Origin of the sequence: Colwellia sp. MB02u-6 (assembly GCF_014077095.1) — a bacterium.
GTDB lineage: Bacteria > Pseudomonadota > Gammaproteobacteria > Enterobacterales > Alteromonadaceae > Cognaticolwellia.
Window position 1 is genome coordinate 451,520 of the sequence record NZ_JACGVG010000035.1, and the last position, 21,317, is coordinate 472,836.

Sequence of the window (21,317 nt, forward strand, 5' to 3'; positions counted from 1 at the left end):
TTCTTCATACGCGACAATTCAAATTTGAATTGATCAGAGAGATAAAGAAAGCAGATCCTCAATATAAAATGAATGAATTGTGTCAAGCCTTTGATGTCAGCATAAGCTGTTATTATTACCATCTCATAACGGCTAATGTAGCGAAAAAAAACCTCATGATCTTAATTAGTCATATCTCAATTGATTCTGGTAATACCCATGAAAAACGTCTTGTTCATGCAGAATTAATTAAACTTGGTCATGTGATAGTCGTACATAAAACGCGTACGTCGATGAAGAAACTGAATATAAAGGCCATAAGACCTAAGAAGCGGCATAACTATCTAAGTTTAGGTGATGAGCACAAATATGCAGCTCATTTACTTAAATGTCACTTTACCCCTGACCCAATCAATACGCATGAGTGGGTGATAGGAAAGGTCTTTTGTTACTATTGTCATTGAACTGCCGTAACTAAAATTGATGAAGGTATTAAAGGCATAGATTTTGCCATAATGCAGGCGATCAAATCTTTCTATTTTTGAGAAAAGTCATCAGTTAAGTTAATCACATAAAACCACTTTGTAACGACTAATAACTGTATTAGTAACTTTTTAAATAAAAAATAAATAAAGTTACTTTTATGGATAAACTTCTTTTTTATCAATGATTAATATCTATAAGTTATTTTATTTTCGTATGTAAAAAAAATAATTTAATAAAAACCTTGATACTGTACGACCATACAGTATACTTGTTTCATTAAAACGAATTAAGCACCTAAACCCCTCGTGGAGTAGTAAATGGACGATAACAAAGAAAAAGCATTATCAGCTGCCTTAAGCCAAATCGAACGTCAATTTGGTAAAGGTTCCATCATGAAGTTAGGTGACAATAACACCATGGACGTTGAAACAATTTCTACCGGTTCATTAGGATTAGATATTGCTTTAGGTGCTGGTGGCTTACCTCTAGGTCGTGTTGTTGAGATTTATGGTCCAGAGTCAAGTGGTAAAACAACGCTGACACTTGAAGTTATTGCTGAAGCACAACGTAATGGTAAAATTTGTGCATTTGTTGATGCTGAGCATGCACTTGACCCTGTCTATGCGGCAAAATTGGGCGTAGATATTAACGAACTATTGGTTTCTCAACCGGATACGGGTGAGCAAGCGCTTGAAATTTGTGACATGTTAACTCGTTCAGGTGCTATTGATATTATTGTAGTCGACTCGGTGGCTGCGTTAACACCAAAAGCTGAGATTGAAGGCGATATGGGTGATTCACACATGGGCTTGCAAGCTCGTATGTTATCGCAAGCCATGCGTAAATTAACGGGTAATTTGAAAAAATCAAATACCATGATTATTTTTATCAACCAAATTCGTATGAAAATTGGTGTAATGTTTGGCTCTCCAGAAACCACAACAGGTGGTAATGCCTTAAAATTTTATGCTTCTGTGCGTTTAGATATACGCCGTATTGGCGCCGTTAAAAATGGTGACGAAATTATTGGTAACGAAACACGTGTTAAAGTGGTTAAAAATAAAATAGCGCCACCTTTTAAGCAAGCTGAGTTTCAAATTCTATATGGTGAAGGTATTAATAGTTTAGGTGAGTTAGTTGACCTTGGCGTTAAAAATGAAATGGTTGAAAAAGCCGGCGCTTGGTATAGTTATAAAGGCGATAAAATTGGTCAAGGTAAAGCAAATGCAGCTAAATACTTGAAAGATAATCCTAAAATAGCAAAAGAAATTGATACACGTTTACGTGAAGCGCTACTATCAAAAAATAAACTACCAGAAGCAGCTGAAACAGATAAACCCGCTAAAGCAGCTAAAGCAACTAAAGCCACTGAAGCATTAGTTAAATAATTATTAGTGAGTTTTACTTTTAATGAAAAAGCCACTGTAAAGTGGCTTTTTTTTAATATAAAAAGCGCTATATGATCAGAAAACTACCGATTTTCAGCAGCTTGTTAACTGTTCCAGTATTACTCTAATGGCATGTTTTCAACTAAACATATAGCTGCACGGCGTATGTATTTACGTGTCAGTCGATGTTAAAAGCTACGATTTTGAACGATACACTGAGTAAACAGATACTAATTCGACGTTTTTTAAGTTTGCCTAACTTGTTATAATAAATTAAAGACTCGTGACCAGTTCCCAATAACTTTAAGGTTTACCATTGCTTAATAATCACTCTCATTACTCCCTGCTTGAACATTACTTAAATCATTGCGAAAAACTTGACTGGGTAATTGCCACTATAGTAAATAAAGCAGGCTCAAGTTATCGCTCACCTGGTGCTATTATGTTGGTTAATAGCGTGGGACAATCGCTTGGGTTAGTCAGTGGAGGCTGCTTAGAAGCCAATATTGTTTTACATGCAAAAAAAGTATTTGATAGCAAGCAAGCTCATTACGTTGTATACGACATGCTAGAAGAAGATGGCTATGCAGCAGAGCTAGGCGTAGGCTGCAAAGGTAAAATAGGCGTATTATTACAATATGTCACCGCTGCACATCAAGTATTATTTGCCAAGCTTTTTAAGCGTATGCAAGAGGGTCAGGCAAGCTATTTACAGCAAACATTTTTAACTGATGAATCAACACCGCAGGCGTTAAATAATATCAGTTTATTTGATAATGTTGGCCAGTTATTAACAACAACAGCTCAGGGGCAAGAAAACGTTAAGCATGATGCCCTAGTGCAAATGATAAAACAGGAAACAGCGCACAGCAATATTACTATTGGCCAAGATCAACGGTCGATAACCAAAATATCTGCACCGACTAATTTATGGGTTTTTGGTGGGGGCTCAGATGCTATTCCTTTAGTGTCAATGGCGGCGCAGATGGGCTGGCGGGTAACCGTTGTTGATCATCGCTCTAGCTATGCCCGCAGCAGCAGCTTTAAGCAGGCCTCAGAGATTTTTAGAATTCATCCAAACGACTTTTCTCAAATGGCGCAATTTCGTCAACTTGATGCCGCCGTGTTGATGACACACAATTTGAATTTGGACGCTGCTTGGTTAAGTTTGCTGCATGAAAATAATGTTGCAAAATATATTGGTTTATTAGGCCCGACTGAACGAAGAGGTAATGTTGAAACACTAGCTAATATTGAAGATAGATCTTGGTTAATGCGTCATGTTAATGGCCCTGTTGGCCTTGATATTGGTGGTGAGCTGCCCGAGTCGATTGCCTTGTCTATTTTGGCGCAATGTCATAGTGTTTTGCATCATCGCAGCGGTTTAGCCTTGTCAGGTAAATTTATTAACACTTAAGCTGATCTATATATAAGCTCATTTTATATTGGCTTTATATTAAGGCTTAATGGTTAATTCATTCAGACTAGACTAAGTTACTGGTAAGCAATTGCCCTGTCGTATGTCATGAGGAAAATATGTATTTATCTCAACTATCGGATGAAAACTTAACTTAACTGATGTCGTGGTTTTCGACCGAAGCAGCACTAAGTATTTGGTCAGGAGCTAATTTTAGTTTCCCATTTGACTTTAATTCTTTTAAGAGTGATTTGAAATTAGAGTCTTTGCCGTCATTTGCCTTACTTTCTGCGCAAGCAGAGTTGTTAGGGTTTGGGCAGTATTATTTAAGACTAGGTAAGTGCCATCTTTGCCGGTTGGTGATTAACCCTATCTTTCGTGGTCAAGGTATTGCCGCACATTTAATTCAGCAATTAAGTGTTAGAGGAAAAGCTGATTTAAACGCCAATTCATCTTCATTATTTGTTGTGCAAAATAATGGCAGTGCAATTAAAACCTATGAAAAAAGTGGATTTACTGTTGCTTGCTACCCTGAAAAAATAACCGTGAAAGATTGCTTATATATGGTTAATGATTAGCTGTATTTGAAATATAAATAGCGCTAGGTACAACATAGTCAGTTTGATTGTTGAGTACTCAATATATCGGCGTTTTGTACATCAACTTAACCAAGGTTAGTTATTGGCCATCGTTCTATTCTGTTATATGCTCTACAATTCAATCCAAGCTAGTGCTAATGAATGTTTTTGTAATGCCGCTACATGCTAGCCTTGCTAAAAATGTTCAAATAGCGATAATAGCGGCGCCTTTATTTCATTACCTTTAGCGATATTACTGACTATGCGTCTCGACAAATTTATTTGCAAAAGCACTGAGCTTACCCGCACTGAAGCTAAAAAATTGCTCAAAATGAGCAAAGTAACGGTCAATGAAGTGGTAATTAAAGACTCCGCCACACAGGTGCATGAAGATGATTATATTTGCATTGAAGACGAAGCACTCACTGCGCGTAGTTTTCGTTATATCCTTTTGCATAAACCTCTTGCTACCATTTGCTCTAATGTTGATGAAATTTATCCCTCGTTATTACATTTAATTGCTGTTGATAAAGCATTTGATATGCACATTGCCGGCCGCCTAGATGCTGATACTACAGGGCTAGTGCTAATTACTGACAATGGTCACTGGTCGCATAATATTATTTCACCTAAGAAACAATGCGAAAAAATTTATCGTGTGTGGCTACGTGACCCTTTGAAGGCTACTACGGCAGAGAAGTTTACTCATGGCGTGCAATTGCAAGGTGAAGATGGTTTAACTCGTCCTGCGAAGCTAGAGCAAGTTACTGAGAAAGAAGTCTTATTGACCATAACCGAAGGTAAATATCATCAAGTTAAACGCATGTTTGCAGCGGTTGGTAATCAGGTGCTTGGTTTGCATCGCGAGCAAATAGGCCCAGTAAAATTGGCTGATTTACCCTTAGGTGAGTGGCGCTATTTAAACACCGAGGAAGTCAGTGCTTTTCTATAAACACTTAGTTTTAGTTAGTGCAGATAATCGCTATTCGTTATTTGCACAAACTTTTCCTTACCCTGTTGGTTAAGAAAAAAGACAATAATAGCTTCTGTTTTAATCATAATAGTTAGTGACTAGCTAATCAGCGCCTTACTCTTATAGCCTTTTCCTCATCTACTTTGATAAAAATCTAATAGCAAAGTGTTATCAATAACTTTTGAGTAGCGGTGACTTCTTTAGCCTTGCTATGCTTGACTCCTATTAAAATTAAAATTAAAATTAAAACTAAAACTAAAACTAAAGCTGAAAAAATTCAGTAATGGTCTATTGCTGCTTAAAAAAAGATTAAACTTTTAGCACTAACTGCCGATTAATTAATCAGGACTGTAACTACTATTAATAAGGGAGTTAAAAAGAGTTATGGATGTTTTTGTAAGTTTATTGCCGGCCAGTTTGACCACAAAAGCAGAGCGTTTGGAAAAAGACAGCCGTGAAAAACAACAGCAGCAGAGAAAAAAAATGCCTGATGCTCTGACTGAGCAGCTGAAAATTAAAATAGCTTCACAAGCGCTATCTAAAGATGAGCGCCGTTCTGGCGGCGATCGGCGTCAACAACGAATTAAACGAAGGCGTTGGTTGGAATCACGTGACCGAAATGATCTCAGAGCTACAGCATTGAACGTTATGGTTTGAGGTTTGGCTTTAACCTAAATCCGAACCGTAAACCAAGCACTAAGTATCCAGCAGTGATTTTTTATCTGCTTAAAGGTCAGGCTGCAGTGCTTCTACTTAGCTTAATATCGTCTATTTTGCTGATACTTTTATATACCACTGACAATAACTAAGCACTGCAAGATACAGCTCGACCGATTTCATTCTTGTATAGGGTACAGGAGCGTATTAATCGTCTATAAAAATCGAGCTTACATTATTTCTTTGCGTTTAACTGGTTAAATTTCGCTAGCTGTTCATCTGTTGCCGGCAGTTGATGTTTTTCTTTCCACTCATTATAAGGCATGCCATAAACCTGTTCGCGTGCCGTATCAATATCGACATTAACACCCAATTTTTCAGCTTCAGCTACTGTCCATTTAGAAAAACAGTTACGACAAAAGCCGGCAAGGTTCATTAACTCGATATTTTGTACGTCTTTACGATTATCTAAATGTGCGAGTAAACGACGAAATACCGCCGCTTGAATTTCAATTTCTTTATCCATAGTATCCTCGAAAATGTTGTTGGTAAAAATATAATGCAGTCATTAATCAGTCTAAAGGCTTTCTTTAGACTCAGACTCAGACTCAGACTCTGGCTTTGTATAAGGTCTAATTTGCACTATCATGCCCATGTAGGGGTGGTCAAAATAATGCACTTCGCCACTTATAACGCGTCGGTTTTGTTGAAACCGAATAGCTTTGGCCTGTATTGGTGTCGACGCATTTGCTGCACTATTTAGATTTACATTAGCATTAGTTGGTAGCTTTGGAGCTAATCTTGCTGTAGCCAGTTCTGCTAAGCTTTTATCTAAAATATTAAAATCAGCAGTAATAAATAAATAATGTTTTAAATGAATATTGAAAAAACCCTCAATAAACCACTGTTGAATAGGCGCTATTGGTGGCGTATTTACTGTTGCTGCTAAGGACATTTCATCCGTAAGTTTTAGCGATAAGTCTTGTTGGTTAAGTGCTGCTAATAGTTCGTCGGTATTTTCGTTTACCTGTGCTATTTGCGTGATAATTTGTTCGAGACGTGCTTGTTTAGCTTGTTGTAGCTGTTCAGTTTGGTTTTTTACCGGTAAAGACTCCATCAGATTTTTCTTACTAGTATCTTTAAGCAAGTGAGTCGTTTGCTGATTTTTTTGGTCGTTGAATTTAGTTAATTGTTTTTGGTAAGGGATAGCAAAATTATCACCGGCATACACTTTCACGGGCACAGATTTTTTTTCAGGCCGAGCAACTTGTCGCCAGCCCATATGCAACATAGGGCGAAAGTTTTTGCTATACCTTAAGTCTTGAATAATATCATTAAGCTGTAATGAATTTTTGCTAAGCAAATGTGTTTTATTGTTGTCGATATCTTCTTGGCCATCAATCAATAATGGCACTTTATCAACAGCAAAACCATGATAGTCAAAGTCAGGATTTTCGACTTGATAGTCGGCAAAGTATGCTGGGTCAATTCGGCATAATAATATTGGCTCAGTCTTGGAAGGATATTTAAATTTAAGTTTTTGAAATTCTTTTTCTGCCGCGAGTACTAAACGTTGAGTTTTTTCCCGCTCGTTATCAGACAAGGTGTTTGATAAGGCTATTGCATTGATGTCAGCGTTGCCGGTGTTGCTATTATTGATAGTCGCGTCACTTATAGCGGGATTATTCACTGGATCGGCACTAGCCATTTCACTGTTTAGCTCAGTATTATTTAGCCATGCATTGTTTAGTCCGGTATTGTCGGTAAAAACATGTCGATTAGCTGTGTCATTATCGGCTGAAAGCTGTGTCACACTGTTGCTAGAGTCAAGCCGATTGGTGCTATCTATATCTATATCTGTAGATTGGTTCAACACCGAAAGCTCTGGCGCTAATTGTGATATTTGCGCTAATGATTTTTCATTAAAAAGCGCAGGGAGTTTGGCATTTTTTTTCGCTAAATCCCCGACATAGTGTGGTGAATCACATTGGGGTAATAGTTGCTTTAACGTGCGAATGTCAGGCTTTAAATAGCGGCTGAGTAAATCTTCCACACGTCGATGTTTTGGTAATTCACTGTTGTTTTGAAAGTTTTCTTTTAACTGGCTTTTATCACTCAATTGGCTAAACAGAATAATTTCGACATCAAACCATCGGTCATTATTTTCTTGTGTCGTCGCATTTAACGTTAGTGGAAATGTTAAGACGGTAAAACATAAAAATAGTTGAGTTAATTTCATTCAGTATCCAATTAATGTTTATTTTACCCAGTGATAATAGCAAAGGTTGATCAATACTTATATTGTCAATCAGTTATCAATCAGTTATCTATTAAATATAAAAGATAACTAGGCTGGCTTTAAGTCTTGATCATTGTGGTGTTTAAGCACGCACGTGATTTGCCAATTCGTTCAGCATGGTAGCGATTAAAATAAAGCGAGATTTTGCATCTTCGGTCACTTGCTTAAATTTCAATTTATTAGCACCTTCCATTTTATATATTTTTGGTTGTTGCTGAATTAAGCCGATGATAAACAGAGGGTCTACCTTAGTTTCGGTGTTAAACTCAAATGAACCGCCAGCAGGACCTGCATCAATGCGGGTAATACCCATTTTTTGTGCTTTAAGTTTCAGCTTGGCGATATGCACCAAATTTTTTGCTGCTTGTGGTAATAAGCCAAAACGGTCTATCAGCTCAACTTGCACGTCGTCGAGCGCTTGTTTATTTTTACAACTGGCAATACGTTTATACAAACTTAAGCGTAAACTTACATCGAAAATATAGTCATCGGGTAATAGTGCCGCTACGCGTAAATCTACTTCAGTTTGAGTTTTTGTCACTTGGTCGAGCGATAATTCTTTACCTTCTTTAAGGGCGGTAACGGCGGCATCAAGCATTTCCATGTATAAGGTATAACCTACTTGGCTCATTGAACCACTTTGATCTTCGCCTAATAGCTCACCGGCGCCACGAATTTCTAAATCGTGAGTCGCCAAAGTAAAGCCAGCACCTAAGTCTTCTAATGAGGCGATGGCTTCAAGACGTTTTTTTGCATCTTTAGTCATACGTTTTTCATGCGGGGTTAATAAATAGGCATAAGCTTGATGATGTGAGCGCCCGACACGGCCACGTAATTGGTGTAGTTGTGCTAAACCTAGGTGGTCAGCTCGATCCATAATAATGGTATTAGCCGTGGGCACATCGATGCCAGTTTCAATAATGGTGGTACAGACCAGCACATTATAACGTTGGTGATAAAAGTCGTTCATCACACGTTCAAGTTCGCGCTCACGCATTTGTCCATGAGCGGTAATAATTTTCGCTTCGGGTAATAATACTTGAATGTCTGCAGCGGTTTTATCTATGGTGTCGACATTGTTATGTAAGAAGTAGACTTGACCACCACGTAATACTTCCCGCAGGATTGACTCGCGAATTAAGGCGTCATCACGCTCTCTTACAAAGGTTTTTACCGCTAATCGTTTTGCAGGTGGTGTGGCTATTATTGATAAGTCGCGCATCCCGCCCATGGCCATATTTAAGGTTCGTGGGATTGGGGTTGCGGTCAGTGTTAAAATGTCTACGTTTGCCCGCAGCTGTTTTATTTTTTCTTTTTGTTTAACGCCAAATCGATGCTCTTCATCAACTACTAAAAGCCCTAGATCTTTATATTTTATGCTGTTTTGTAAAAGCTTATGGGTACCAATTAAAATATCTATCTGGCCAGACTCAACCTCTTTGACAATAGCGTTTTGTTCTTTAGCGGTTTTAAAGCGTGATAAAACTTCAATGTTAATAGGCCAATTGGCGAAACGGTCACGAAAACTTTCATGGTGTTGTTGAGCAAGCAGGGTAGTTGGCACTAATATCGCTACTTGTTTTCCGTCGTTCACCGCAATAAATGCCGCGCGCATGGCAACCTCGGTTTTACCAAAACCGACATCACCACAGACTAATCTGTCCATCGCTTTTGGCGATAACATGTCGCTAATTACCGCATTAATGGCTTGTGCTTGATCAAAGGTTTCTTCAAAACTAAAACTGTCTGCAAAAGCGCGATAATCATCTTTATTTCGTTTAAAGCTATAACCATGGTTGCTGGCGCGTTTGGCATAAATATCTAACAGTTCAGCGGCTACGTCACGTACTTTTTCTGCCGCTTTTTGCTTGGCTTTACTCCAAGTATCGTTACCCAGTTTATGTAACGGTGCGTGGTCAGCATCGGCGCCTGAGTAGCGACTAATTAAATGTAGTGAGGCAACGGGCACATATAATTTGGCTTCCTTTGCATAACTGAGCATTAAAAACTCTGTGGTAATACCACTATTTTCAATGGTTTGTAAACCCATGTAGCGACCAATGCCGTGATCAATATGTACCACAGGTTGGCCAATACTAAGCTCAGCTAAATTTTTAAATATCGCGTCGTTTTGAATTTCTTGTTGTTTATTACGACGGCGAGTTTGACGGACGCGATCGCCGAGCAATTCAGCTTCTGTTATTAAGGCAATGGCATTTTTTTTCGCACTGCCTTTGGCTTGAAAAATAAAGCCGGCACTTAAAGCGTTAACCGTAATACCTATGAGCGCGTCACTATTAACAAAATCTTCAATACTCTTAAAGATACTTGGCTTTGTTTGATTACGCTCTAGTAGCTCTAATACACTTTCACGTCGACCTTGGCTTTCTGCAACAAATAAGAGTTTGTTTGGTGTTTCTTTGCTGTTAACAAAGTTATTGAGTAATTCAAATGGCTGCTTTAATTTATGATCTATGGTCAGATCTGGCAAGGTGTGTACGTCAAACTGCACTTGTGATGCTTTTAATTCGTCTTCGATGACTTCGGGTTTTAAATTGATTCGATCAAAAGGTTTTAAGGCACTGTAGAGCTCTTCACTATTGAGAAATAAATGCTTGGGTGGCAATAGTGGCCGAGTGGGATCGTAGCGCCTGTCTTCATAGCGATAGTCAATATCAGTCCAGTAATGCGCTAAGGCTTTATCAATATCGCCACTGATAATCACTAAGGTATTATCAGTAAGGTAATCACATAAGGTATTGGTTTGCTGAAAAAACAAAGGCAAATAATACTCTATGCCCGCGGGCATAATGCCATTACTGACTTGGTGGTAAATTGATGCTTTGTCAATCGTGCTGGTAAATTGTTCGCGGTATTGGCTGCGAAATAAGTTGGTACCGTTAGTATCGGTTGGAAACTCATGTGCGGGCAATAAATTTATGCCATCTATTTTGTCGCTAGAGCGTTGGTTTTCTGGATCAAATAAGCGAATTTCGTCAATTTCATCATCAAAAAAGTCTAAACGGAACGGTGTTTTACTGCCCATAGGGAATATATCAAGAATGGCACCACGAGCAGAAAACTCACCGTGTTCCATCACTTGATCAACACAGCGATATCCGCTGGCTTCTAAGCTTTGTCTTAATTGATGTAAATCTTTTTTATCGCCTTTTTGGATGATTAAACTATTGGCTTCAATGTATTGTTTTGGTGCTAAACGTTGCATTAAAGTGGAAATGGGCACAATCACAATGCCTTTATCCATACGCGATAATTGATACAAGGTGGCTAAACGTTGGGAAATAATATCTTGGTGTGGCGAAAAGGTATCGTACGGCAAGGTTTCCCAATCAGGAAATAAACAAATAGGTAATTGAGCTTGTTGATTTAAGCTGGTTAGCTCTTGCTCTAAGCGCAATGCCGATGGCGTATCATGAGTCAGTAGTAGTATGGGCTGTTGCGTTGATAACGCGCCATGAAAAATAGCGACAGTGGCACTACTACCAGGTAGGTTTTGCCAAACTTTTTTATCGGCACTTTTACCCCGGCTTTTAGCTAATACCGGATTGAAGAGATTAACATTTTTGCTCATGACTGCTCGTAATTTAATTGCGTTGAAAAGAATGCATAGTGAAGCATTTTACTGCACCGTGACCTTGGTGCTTTTAAGCTTTAGTCTTTGCACCAGTAAATGCCGTTTACATCAAAAATACCTGTATCTTAACATGAGTTTTACCTGATCTTTAACCGCTAAATTTAAAGCCGTAATGCTTTTACATTATTCAATTAATAAATAGCGCATGCAGGTAAAGATCTGCTTATTTAAAGCGTGTATAATATCGTGTAATTGAATCACTAGAGTTTTGCTAGTCGCTCATAGGCTGTGTCAGCCTATTTAGCCTGAAAGTAAAACTAACCAGCGACACTCGTTGGATTTTTGGAGAAGTTTGTGACTAACAACGATGTTTTACGTCGCCTGAGATATACCTTTAATTTTAACGATCAAAAGGTTATTGCTATTTTTGCTGCCGGTGATTTAACCGTGACCCGAGATCAAATAAGTAACTGGCTAAAGCAAGAAGAAGACCCTGCTTATGTTAATTGCCCTGATACTACGTTTGCCGCATTTTTAAATGGCTTTATTAATGAGCGTCGCGGTAAAAAAGAAGGTGAACCAGCCAAGGTTGAAAAGCGTTTAAACAATAATATTATTCTCACTAAATTGAAAATTGCTTTTAATTTAAAAGCAGAAGATATTATCGCTATGTTGGAATCAGCAAACTTTCGTTTAAATAAGCCCGAGCTAAGCGCGTTTTCTCGCAAGCCAGATCATAAAAATTATCGTGAATGTAAAGATCAGGTATTACGCAACTTCTTACAGGGCGTTGACAAGAAATTTCATGTGCAACGTCGTGCGAAAGAACAAGTAAAAAGCCCAGTAGTTGAAGAGGTTAAAGATAAGTTAGAAGAGGTTTTAGCGGATAAAAATTATAATTCGGCTAATGCTAAGGCCAGTAAAATTTATGTTAACCCGAATAAAACTAAAGTTGAACGCAAACCCGGTGAACGTAAAGTGCTAAAACTTAAATCGAAAGATATTTGGGGTGAATAGTAGCACTTAACAAGCTGATATCTGTGTTATAAATTTAGTGGTTTTAAATGATTATTAGCTATGTCTTATGGCAAACGGTTAGCCAAATCCAGAAATTATTGTGATACTTTGTTGGTTCTACACTGCTGATATCGTCTTCGGGCTTTGCGGTATGATAACGCCAACTATTATTACTTTGATAGTAGTGGGATTTGCGGCTAAAGGTAATAATAACAACTGGTTTAGTTAGTCGCTATTATGTTTAATTTTTAAACCCTATAATTTGTTATATTTTAAGCCTGCACTTGCAGGCTTTTTAATGTTTAGTATTAGAAAAATCAATATAAGTGTTATCACTAGTGGTACAATTTACAACCTCTTTTTTAGCAAAAAAATCTTACGGTTAAACTAAAAATGCTAATGAATTTACAAGCTAAATTATTAGGTATTGCCTTATGTGTATTGGTTGGCATTCTTGCCACAATAGTTGCCACGCGTTATCAAGCGCCGACTATACTCTTTGCATTATTAATGGGTTTGAGTTTGCATTCATTTTACAGCAAGGTAAATATTCAAGCGGGTGTTAACTTTTGCTCACGAGAGCTATTACGTTTGTGTGTTGGCTTATTAGGTGTGCGTATTGCTTTTGCTGATATTGTCTCACTCGGTATTACTCCGCCCTTAATTGTAATGGTGAGCATGGCGTTGACCATGGTTTTTGGGGTGTTGTTTGCGCGATCTTTAGGCTTGTCGAAAATTTTTGGGGTATTGTCTGGTGGCGCGGTGGCGGTTTGTGGTGTCTCAGCGGCAGCCGCGATTTCAACAGTGCTACCAAACGATAAATCTCAAGAAAAGTATTTTGCTTTTACCGTGATAGGTATTACCACTTTTAGCACTTTATCAATGATACTTTATCCTGTTGTAGCCAGTTACTTAGGTTTCTCAGATGAATTGGCCGGGGTTTTTATTGGTGGCGCCATTCATGATGTTGCTCAAGTGGTTGGTGCTGGTTATACCATATCGCCTGAAGCAGGCGACGTAGCAACTTATATTAAGCTGCTCAGAGTAGCGTTGTTAATGCCAATAGTCATGATGGTGTTTTTTGCTTTTAAAGAAAAAAACAGCAAAATGTCGGGGGGTGTTAGTGTCTTTATTCCAGGCTTTTTGATTATGTTTTTTGTGCTGGCATTTTTAAAAAATGTGGGTGTCCTGCCAGTTTGGCTCATTGCTTTCATTCGGAGTTTGTCGAGTAATTTATTAGTGATTGCTATTGCGGCAATCGGTGTTAAAACTTCATTAAAACAAGTGTTTTCTCTTGGTTGGCGACCGGTGTTGTTAATGGGCTGTGAAACGATATTTTTAGCGAGCTTGATTATTGTGGGTATCATGTTCTTTTATTAGCAGTGTTTCTGTAGTAGGCGATTTACATAGCTAACCTTACTCAGCTTTACTTTATTCAATTTTATTTAGTTTGATTAAGCCGAAAAAAAAGTTGGGCTTAATCAAACTAAATAAAAAAATAGTGACCATTTATCATCAATATTAATAGTCACTATCGACCGAATTAGCGTCACTAATACGTTCTATTCTGGCTTCTTCTTCTTCAAATGCAGCTTTAATTTCTTCTAATACTGTATCAACGTCTGCACTGGCTGTGTCTTCTTTGAATAAGCCGGTCAGTGCTAATTCTGGTGTTAGCTCTCCACTTTCAAACAGTGCCCACATCTCCTGGCCATACTTGCTTTGTTTTAACATCGGGCTAAATTGACCATAATAGTTAGTCATATTGGTAACATCGCGCATTAACATAGCTTTGGCATTGTTATTGGCTGATGCATCTACCGCTTGTGGTAGATCAATAATGACCGGGCCATAATCATCAACTAAAACATTAAATTCTGACAAATCACCATGAATAATACCGGCACAGAGCATTAACTGGACATAATGCATAACCAGTGTGTGATCTTCTTGAGCTTGTTCCGCTGACATTACCACGTCATTTAAGCGCGGGGCTACATCACCAGCATCGTTGGTGACAAGTTCCATTAATAAAACACCGTCGAAACAGCCAAAAGGTTGCGGTACACGAACACCAGCTTCTGCTAGTTGGTAAAGCGCATCAACTTCAGCATTTTGCCAAGCAGACTCTTGTTGGTCGCGACCATACTTTGACCCTTTTTCCATCGCTCGGGCACGACGGCTATTTCTACTTTTTCTCCCCTCTTGATATTGCGCTGCTTTTTTAAAGCTACGCTTAATGGCTTCTTTGTAAACTTTAGCGCAGCGAACTTCGTCGCCACAACGAACCATATAAACAGTGGCTTCTTTTCCACTCATTAATTGGCTTATTACTTCATCTATTAAGCCATCATTAACAAGTGGCTGTATGCGTTTAGGTACTTTCATAGCGCCGTTATACCTTAGTTGGGCGTTGGATGCCAGAGCAAAAGTATAACTTTTTATTTATCAAAAAATTAAAACATTGTCTGGTTTAGGTAAATGTTGGGTAATATAATAAAATCTCTTTAACATAAACGCAAAGCCATATGATCCCATTTATTAGTCAATTACCTAAAAATGAAGAAATTACTTGGATAACAGCACTTAATCAGGCTTTGCCTGATGAAAATATTGTTGCTTTTTCTGAGGTCAAATCGGCAGAAAAAAAACACTGTCAACTAGCTATTGTTGCCAACCCTAATACTGAATTATTGGCTGAATTTGAAAATTTGACATGGTTACATAGTATTTGGGCCGGTGTTGAACATTTGATGATGTCATTGGCTCACTCGCAGATTGACGTGGTGCGTTTAATTGACCCAACACTTAGTAGAGCCATGTCTGAAGCGGTGTTAGCCTGGAGTTTATATCTTCATCGAGACATGCCACGATATGCTAAGCAGCAGAAAAATAAGCACTGGCAGCAACATCAACTTGTGCCAGCAAGTGAACGGCGTATTGGTATTCTTGGCTTAGGAGCATTAGGCCAAGTTAGCGCAAAGCAATTACAACAAAATGGTTTTAAGGTCATGGGCTGGAGCCGTACGGCTAAAAAAATAGCAAATATTAGCAGTTATAGTGGCAATAATGGCTTGGCTGAAATGGTAGCACAAAGTGATATTTTAGTTTGTTTACTACCATTAACGCCTGCAACACGCGGTATGGTGAATAAAGAATTGTTAGCGCAATTACCTCAAGGTAGTGCGGTAATTAATTTTGCCCGTGGTGGCGTCATTAATACCGATGAACTGTTAAATGCGCTAAACAGTCATCACCTTAGCCATGCTGTGCTTGATGTTTTTGAACATGAGCCATTAAACGCTGATAGCGAGCTTTGGCATCACCCTGATATCACTATTTTGCCTCATATATCTGCGCCAACAAACCTTAATAGTGCTTGTGATATTGTCGCTAAAAACATTACGAGTTTTCGTGAGACTGGCCAAATACCCAAAGCGGTCAGTAAAGTTAATGGTTATTAATCTAGATAGTAAAATAGACTTTGTTATAAGGTCTGATTTTTATTTACAGACATATTCAAGGTCTAAGCAAGTAGTTGCTAGAGAAAAGTGATTTAACAAACTCCACAGGTAAAGTGATTTAGTGTTTTTTATTATTTAAAATCGAAAGTTTTTGCTGATTTTTTTGTTGGATTAACACTGCTTTGACTGAGTTTTACTCAGCACTAAAGCCATCATCTTAGGTTTAATAAAATCACCTGCTCGTCACTTACAATCTACTTGATTAAACTGCCAGTATTACACGGGCAGTTTGTCTTACTTTGCATTTATTGCCTTAACCTTTGGTAATGATTAACCCCCCTGTAGGTAGTCGCATTTTAAATGAAATGCCTAATTCACCTTCAACCATATTAGTATCGATGATGGTGGTATCATTTTCTAAACTACCACTGACTTCAACACCAGCTTTTACAGTAGAAATAAAAGGAATACTGCCTTCTGCTTCGGCATATATTTTTCCACCTTTAGTAACTTTTTCACTATTACTCACCGCTTGAATTGCCGCTTGTTTGCTCGATGAAATGATGGTGTACTCTATCGATTTAGGGACAATATTAAAGACTAGTGCTTGGCCATCGTTAGTAATAGTAAAGCTAACACTGCCTTTGAATGGGTTATTTAAGTCAATATCTGCTGACGAATTAGCGGCTTGATAAGGATTAAATGCGGAGAAAAACTTCACATGCACCTGACCTTTAACGCCAGACTTTATTGGCATTTGTGTTGTTACACTGGTTAATCCAGCTTCGACAATTAAATCATTTATTAAGACCGGCTCTGCATCAGGTAGCAATAACTTGATGTCAGCTCTTAATAAACCATTCATTGGTAAAGCACTATCATCAGAAAGGTTAAAACCTAGCACCACTTTCTGTGCTTTGGCTGCACTAACCCTAGGTTTACTCCTATTCGATTTTGTTGTGATGGTACCTGACTTTTTATCAACCGCGACATCAACTTTATTGCTGTCAGAGGTTTTTGCAACATCTTCAATCTCTTTGGTTGTTATTGGGTCGTCTGCTTTTTTAGTGACACTTTTAGCTGCGTCGGTAAATGAGTCAAGCACCTTGGTAATTTGTTCATGAGCTTCATCATCGGTTAAATAACCCTCTTTGTTAAGTTTCTTGATTTGCTCAATCAATTTAGCACCATCTTTTTTCTGATTCGCCATCACAGATAAACCGGCAAAGTCTTTTGAAATACTGGCTAAATCAGTAACACTTTTTGAGGTGGTTTGCAGCGCCGCTAGTGCGTTTTGTTGTGTGCCTGTTAGGCCGGTAATATCTTTAAAGGCATCACCTTTTGACAATAGCTCAAAAGCACTACCCAAGCTGGTTGGGTCTGGCGCTGTGGGTACATTTTGCATGTTAATGATACTGGCAGGGAAATCTTTCGCTTGTAAGTTACCCAGGTCATTGCGTCGACTACCAGTATTAATAGGATTAATTGCTGTGGGTGTTGTGCCGCAAGGCTCATCATTAAAGCGCCAATGGCGTGATTCATCAATTTTTTCACAGCTATTACACTGACCCATTACCGACTCAGCATAGACTCCTTTTGTTGGCACACTGACTCTAAAAGGATCGGGTGCCGTGGTGGGTTGATAATAGGCCAGTAAGTCGTCAACGCCCCTAAATGTCGGGTCTAAACGTTCACCTGGTACAACTTTCAACACTAAATTATTACCCACAATACCCATGATTTTATTCTCAACCACACTCGCGACACTCTTACCGCCACTGTAGGGAGCAATAAAACCATCTAGCAAGCCAAATAAACGGCTTGCATCCATACTTGACCAAATCACTTTATGCGCCATCTCTATATGTTCATTGAGAAAGCTAATTAATGCTGAAGCAGCCGCTTTGTCTTCTTTTTTAGGATTACGTAATTCATTAGTATTGGCAGGAACATACATTAACGCTGCATCAGTTACACTCATAATGTCAAATAAGTTCTGTATCTGCATTGAATTAATAATGTCGTTATTAACCCTATGGTTGCGAAGAATATATTCACTTAAATGTTTTGTTTTATAATGTAAATAAAGTGAGCGAAGAATAATCTTAGATGATGAATTTACATTAGTATTGGCCCGTAACCGTAAGTGATTGATTTGTGCCCGTGTAATTGTGGGGATAGATTTACTGGCAATATTGACTTTTAAGGGGGCACCTTGGCGATAATTTGATAAAATCGTCATATCTAAATCGAGTTGCAGTTCACTGCCATCATCAGCAATAGCGTCAAACTGCAGTGTATCAATGAATTTTTTTATAATTTTTGGTGCGTATTCCTGCTCAAAAATGGTGTCTTTTTCAGCTTCAGTTAAGGGAACCTCTCGCTCTAAATTTAGTACCATGCGACCATTAAACCAAGGGAATAATATCAACAGATCATACTCTTCAGTTTTTGTCGCTTCTTCTATTATTCGGATAAAGGGGCGGGCTAATTCAAATGACAAAGTAAAGTAACCAGAGAAGTTTTGAATTACTTCATCAATGTAGCTCCCATCAGGTAAGTCAGCATTAATATAGTCATCTTCAATACGTTCTATAGCGGTAAAGCCTCTATGTAAGGCTTTACCGTAAACCGCTCTCTTTAAGGTATTTCTCCAGCGTAATATTTTTTGATTATCAAAAAGGCTCATGGGTAGAGGGACATAAAGACATTCTTGAACATCAACTAATTTTTGTTCAATGGCATAATGCTTTAAAACCTCAAAATATTCCATGGTGACTGCATGACAGTGATTGTTATTTTTAATCACTTCAGTTTGTACATTAACCGATTCATTTTGACCTATTGTTTGTACCACTGTACTGCGTTGGCTTCGTACGCTAGAAGCTGATTGTGAGGTGGAATCTTTTAATCGGTTTAAGGCACTACCAGAAACATTTCGTGCTGAATTTTGTGATGCGTTGGATTTTGAAGAAGCGCCAGAATGCGAGATACCGCCGGCGACACCAAACACTACGGGCGCAATAAAACCACCAATACCACCACCAATGCCTGCGCTGGTTGAGCTAGTACTATTACTCGAGTTTGCGACAAGTGACTCGTTTAGCGATGAATGCATAATCTCGGTAATATCTCGATCGCGAATAATATCTGCGGTTATTTCGTCACTCACAACTTGAGCTTCGGTGCGGGCGGAGGTTTCCTTTCGATCCCAATCCACTATGGCAATTTGTTTCTCCTGACATGGCGCTAGCGGCATGCTATATAAGCAATCGCCTAAAGAGAATCCCGCCGCTTTCCAAATTTGTTTTATATGTAAAATATGGCCATTGGCTATGGTGGTATTTTCATGAATAGTAATGTTTTCATCCCAATTAATACTACTTTCTACCGTTAAATTAACTCGACCGGGATGGTTGACAATATAAGCCTGTTCAATGTTTTCAATTTGGCTAATGCCCGAACTAATTTGTTTCATTAAACCCAATAATCGACTTCTTATTTCATCATAATGGCGGTAAAAGTAGTCATCAACTAGCTCGTTCACAAAAGTGCTGCCATTACGGTAGAAGTTATAATACTCGTCCAATAAGTCAATAAAGGCGGTGATGCTATCCTGAAATATAAGGTAATATTCGCGAATCATGGCTATTTCAGGTAAGGAAAGTAGGACAGTGTTTTTTAATGTAGTTTTTATTTTTTCAAATTCTATGGTTAAACACATAATCCCCATAGTGGTCGGTTTAGTTGCAGTAGGGCAAGGCTCAAATCCCAGTTGAGTTGTCTCACTGGCATTGGCAAGTTCTATCATTAATCGCCTTAAGTCACCTAACATTCTTTCTTGGTTAACTGAATTTGGCACATCATCGATTAACAGGATTGTTTGCTCTACCACTTTAATGGCGTTGTTTAACATTTGTGCCGTTACTTGTGTGTTATTAACAAGCTTTTCAAGCGCTAAAATAGCTTGAGTAAAGTGTTTTCTATTGGCGGGTGAAAGCTCTAACAAACCGAGGTTTTTTTCAATATGGCCTAATAGTGAGCGAACTTCTTCGCGATTTAAAGTGTCTTTTGCTGTGAGGGTTTCACAAAAGGTTTTGGCACTTTCCACACCATTTTTCCCACAATACGCGGCGGCAAGTTTATGTTGTAAACTCGATAATTTCTTTCTACGTTGCTCTTGTTGTTTAAGAATGCTTAAAAGGTCTGAAAATACTAAGTTTTTATTAATGCTCTGTAAGTCATGAGTGTGAACTTTTAATTGTTGCGTATCAGCAAAGTTCATTTTTAGCATATAATTTGGCAAGGTAGGGGCTGTTTTTTCACCTAGCCGCGATGCCATAACTCTTGTCATATTTACGGTGTCATCTTTCATCGCAACTTCTTCTATAACTAACGGCTGCATTGATAATGAAGAAAACGAATCATTTAATTTATTGATGGTAGTGAAAATATTTTTTGATATTTCAAATAATTCAAATTTAAATTTTTTGCTGTCTTTGACTGTGATAGTAAAACCTCTAATTTCAGGCTCTGTTGTTCTAACGGTATGATAAAAGCTAGTTTCTTCTAATGTTCTATTAGGCACGGTAAAGTCAACACATTTACCGCCTATGTCTTGAGAAAAAGCACCTGAATTTACTAGGTCATCACTGTCGGGTAAAAGGGGTACGGCTTCATTACAGGCGCAGTCATTGTCTTGCTCTAAAGCTGATAAATCAGAGACTAATAAAATATTGTTGGGTAGCCTATTGTCGTCTAATCCAATCACAATAGGCTGAGTTAGATTACCTGCAATAACACCGAAAGCTTGCTGAATGCTTTTATTCGGCACTTGACCATAAAAGTAGCCTTGGTTATCCGTTGTAGCAGAAAATATCGCATGAAAACTGCTACTATCAAGTAAAGCAACAGGGTCATCACTGACCATAATCACAACTTGTAAACCGCCTGTTGCCTGCTCTGCTGTGCTATCAATGACTTTACCGGTAATTTTTTTTATTGCTTTCTCTACCGGTGAGTCAATATTAAAAGCAATAACTTTAGCATTGATTTTGATGTTGAAGACCGGACTTTCATCAACAACATTAATAGGCACATTACTTGCCTTTAAACTGGTGTAACTATAATTTTGTTGGCCTAGCATTTCGCCATCAGGTGCAAAAATGGCTATCTTAATGGCTTCATTAATCACTAGGTTTTTGAGCGGTAAATAAAATCTAAAAATACCGTCTAGCTCGACATCTACCCGGTCTTTACTAAATACGGGGTGACCAGAAATTTCTTGGCTGTAGCTCACTTTTAGAAAATGACCTAGATATTGGTCAGTGATATTTTCATTATCGTTGGTAGGAATTAATTTTCCATTAACACTCATTGTTTCCATGATCCTTCCTCTTAGACACTTATTGTGTAAAAGTAATTACCGTGGCGGTGATAAAAAATGAACAACTACCCGATAATG

12 protein-coding genes and 1 pseudogene are annotated in these 21,317 nt (G+C 38.3%); 8 read left to right on the forward strand and 5 right to left on the reverse strand.

Annotation, left to right across the window (positions count from 1 at the left end):
* The first annotated feature begins 782 nt into the window (after nucleotides 1-782).
* From recA to H4J46_RS11565, 5 genes are all read left to right on the forward strand, one after another.
* Complete coding sequence (recA, locus tag H4J46_RS11545; protein WP_182233625.1) at nucleotides 783-1,853, forward strand: recombinase RecA; 1,071 nt, start codon at nucleotides 783-785, stop codon at nucleotides 1,851-1,853.
* Nucleotides 1,854-2,169: 316 nt separating this feature from the next.
* Entirely contained in the window at nucleotides 2,170-3,270 is a 1,101-nt protein-coding gene (locus H4J46_RS11550; protein WP_182233626.1) for an XdhC family protein, read from the forward strand.
* Nucleotides 3,271-3,521: 251 nt separating this feature from the next.
* Entirely contained in the window at nucleotides 3,522-3,848 is a 327-nt protein-coding gene (locus tag H4J46_RS11555; RefSeq protein ID WP_259365807.1) for a GNAT family N-acetyltransferase, read from the forward strand.
* A 262-nt stretch (nucleotides 3,849-4,110) separates the two neighbouring features.
* Complete coding sequence (locus H4J46_RS11560; RefSeq protein ID WP_182233627.1) at nucleotides 4,111-4,800, forward strand: pseudouridine synthase; 690 nt, start codon at nucleotides 4,111-4,113, stop codon at nucleotides 4,798-4,800.
* 405 nt (nucleotides 4,801-5,205) lie between these two features.
* Complete coding sequence (locus H4J46_RS11565; protein WP_182233628.1) at nucleotides 5,206-5,478, forward strand: hypothetical protein; 273 nt, start codon at nucleotides 5,206-5,208, stop codon at nucleotides 5,476-5,478.
* A 235-nt stretch (nucleotides 5,479-5,713) separates the two neighbouring features.
* Here H4J46_RS11565 and H4J46_RS11570 read toward each other — a convergent pair whose 3' ends face one another.
* The 3 genes from H4J46_RS11570 to mfd all read right to left on the reverse strand — a co-directional run bounded on the left by H4J46_RS11570 (nucleotide 5,714) and on the right by mfd (nucleotide 11,369).
* On the reverse strand, nucleotides 5,714-6,004 hold the full coding sequence (locus tag H4J46_RS11570) for a DUF1244 domain-containing protein (protein ID WP_182233629.1): 291 nt from the start codon (nucleotides 6,002-6,004) through the stop codon (nucleotides 5,714-5,716).
* Between the two features lie 51 nt (nucleotides 6,005-6,055).
* Nucleotides 6,056-7,717: a CsiV family protein gene (locus H4J46_RS11575; protein WP_182233630.1), complete on the reverse strand. Its 1,662-nt coding sequence runs from the start codon at nucleotides 7,715-7,717 to the stop codon at nucleotides 6,056-6,058.
* Between the two features lie 142 nt (nucleotides 7,718-7,859).
* Nucleotides 7,860-11,369, reverse strand: coding sequence for a transcription-repair coupling factor (gene mfd / locus H4J46_RS11580; protein ID WP_182233631.1), 3,510 nt, complete (start codon nucleotides 11,367-11,369; stop codon nucleotides 7,860-7,862).
* Nucleotides 11,370-11,726: 357 nt separating this feature from the next.
* On the opposite strand from mfd, the pseudogene H4J46_RS11585 reads away from it, so the two are divergent.
* Both H4J46_RS11585 and H4J46_RS11590 read left to right on the forward strand, forming a co-directional pair.
* A pseudogene (locus H4J46_RS11585) lies at nucleotides 11,727-12,176 on the forward strand (DUF1456 family protein); the annotation flags it as partial.
* Nucleotides 12,177-12,782: 606 nt separating this feature from the next.
* The gene (locus H4J46_RS11590) at nucleotides 12,783-13,769 is read left to right on the forward strand and encodes a YeiH family protein (protein WP_182233633.1); all 987 of its coding nucleotides are present in this window, start codon (nucleotides 12,783-12,785) and stop codon (nucleotides 13,767-13,769) included.
* 141 nt (nucleotides 13,770-13,910) lie between these two features.
* Here the strand turns inward: H4J46_RS11590 and H4J46_RS11595 are convergent, their stop codons facing one another.
* A complete protein-coding gene (locus tag H4J46_RS11595; protein ID WP_182233634.1) occupies nucleotides 13,911-14,777 on the reverse strand; it encodes a PA4780 family RIO1-like protein kinase in 867 nt (288 codons plus the stop codon).
* A 140-nt stretch (nucleotides 14,778-14,917) separates the two neighbouring features.
* Between H4J46_RS11595 and H4J46_RS11600 the strand changes: the two genes are divergently transcribed.
* Nucleotides 14,918-15,853 carry a glyoxylate/hydroxypyruvate reductase A gene (locus H4J46_RS11600; protein ID WP_182233635.1) on the forward strand — a complete coding sequence of 312 codons (936 nt, stop codon included), beginning with the start codon at nucleotides 14,918-14,920 and terminating at the stop codon, nucleotides 15,851-15,853.
* A gap of 313 nt (nucleotides 15,854-16,166) precedes the next feature.
* Here the strand turns inward: H4J46_RS11600 and H4J46_RS11605 are convergent, their stop codons facing one another.
* A complete protein-coding gene (locus H4J46_RS11605) occupies nucleotides 16,167-21,239 on the reverse strand; it encodes a hypothetical protein (RefSeq protein ID WP_182233636.1) in 5,073 nt (1,690 codons plus the stop codon).
* Nucleotides 21,240-21,317 lie beyond the last annotated feature (78 nt).

What these genes read in the sequence shown, in the direction of transcription:
- H4J46_RS11565 (WP_182233628.1), top strand. Translation starts at nt 5,206, where the DNA reads ATGGATGTTTTTGTAAGTTTATTGCCGGCCAGTTTGACCACAAAAGCA.
- H4J46_RS11605 (WP_182233636.1), bottom strand. Translation starts at nt 21,239, where the DNA reads ATGGAAACAATGAGTGTTAATGGAAAATTAATTCCTACCAACGATAAT.
- H4J46_RS11575 (WP_182233630.1), bottom strand. Translation starts at nt 7,717, where the DNA reads ATGAAATTAACTCAACTATTTTTATGTTTTACCGTCTTAACATTTCCA.
- H4J46_RS11590 (WP_182233633.1), top strand. Translation starts at nt 12,783, where the DNA reads ATGCTAATGAATTTACAAGCTAAATTATTAGGTATTGCCTTATGTGTA.
- H4J46_RS11595 (WP_182233634.1), bottom strand. Translation starts at nt 14,777, where the DNA reads ATGAAAGTACCTAAACGCATACAGCCACTTGTTAATGATGGCTTAATA.
- recA (WP_182233625.1), top strand. Translation starts at nt 783, where the DNA reads ATGGACGATAACAAAGAAAAAGCATTATCAGCTGCCTTAAGCCAAATC.
- H4J46_RS11600 (WP_182233635.1), top strand. Translation starts at nt 14,918, where the DNA reads ATGATCCCATTTATTAGTCAATTACCTAAAAATGAAGAAATTACTTGG.
- H4J46_RS11570 (WP_182233629.1), bottom strand. Translation starts at nt 6,004, where the DNA reads ATGGATAAAGAAATTGAAATTCAAGCGGCGGTATTTCGTCGTTTACTC.
- mfd (WP_182233631.1), bottom strand. Translation starts at nt 11,369, where the DNA reads ATGAGCAAAAATGTTAATCTCTTCAATCCGGTATTAGCTAAAAGCCGG.
- H4J46_RS11560 (WP_182233627.1), top strand. Translation starts at nt 4,111, where the DNA reads ATGCGTCTCGACAAATTTATTTGCAAAAGCACTGAGCTTACCCGCACT.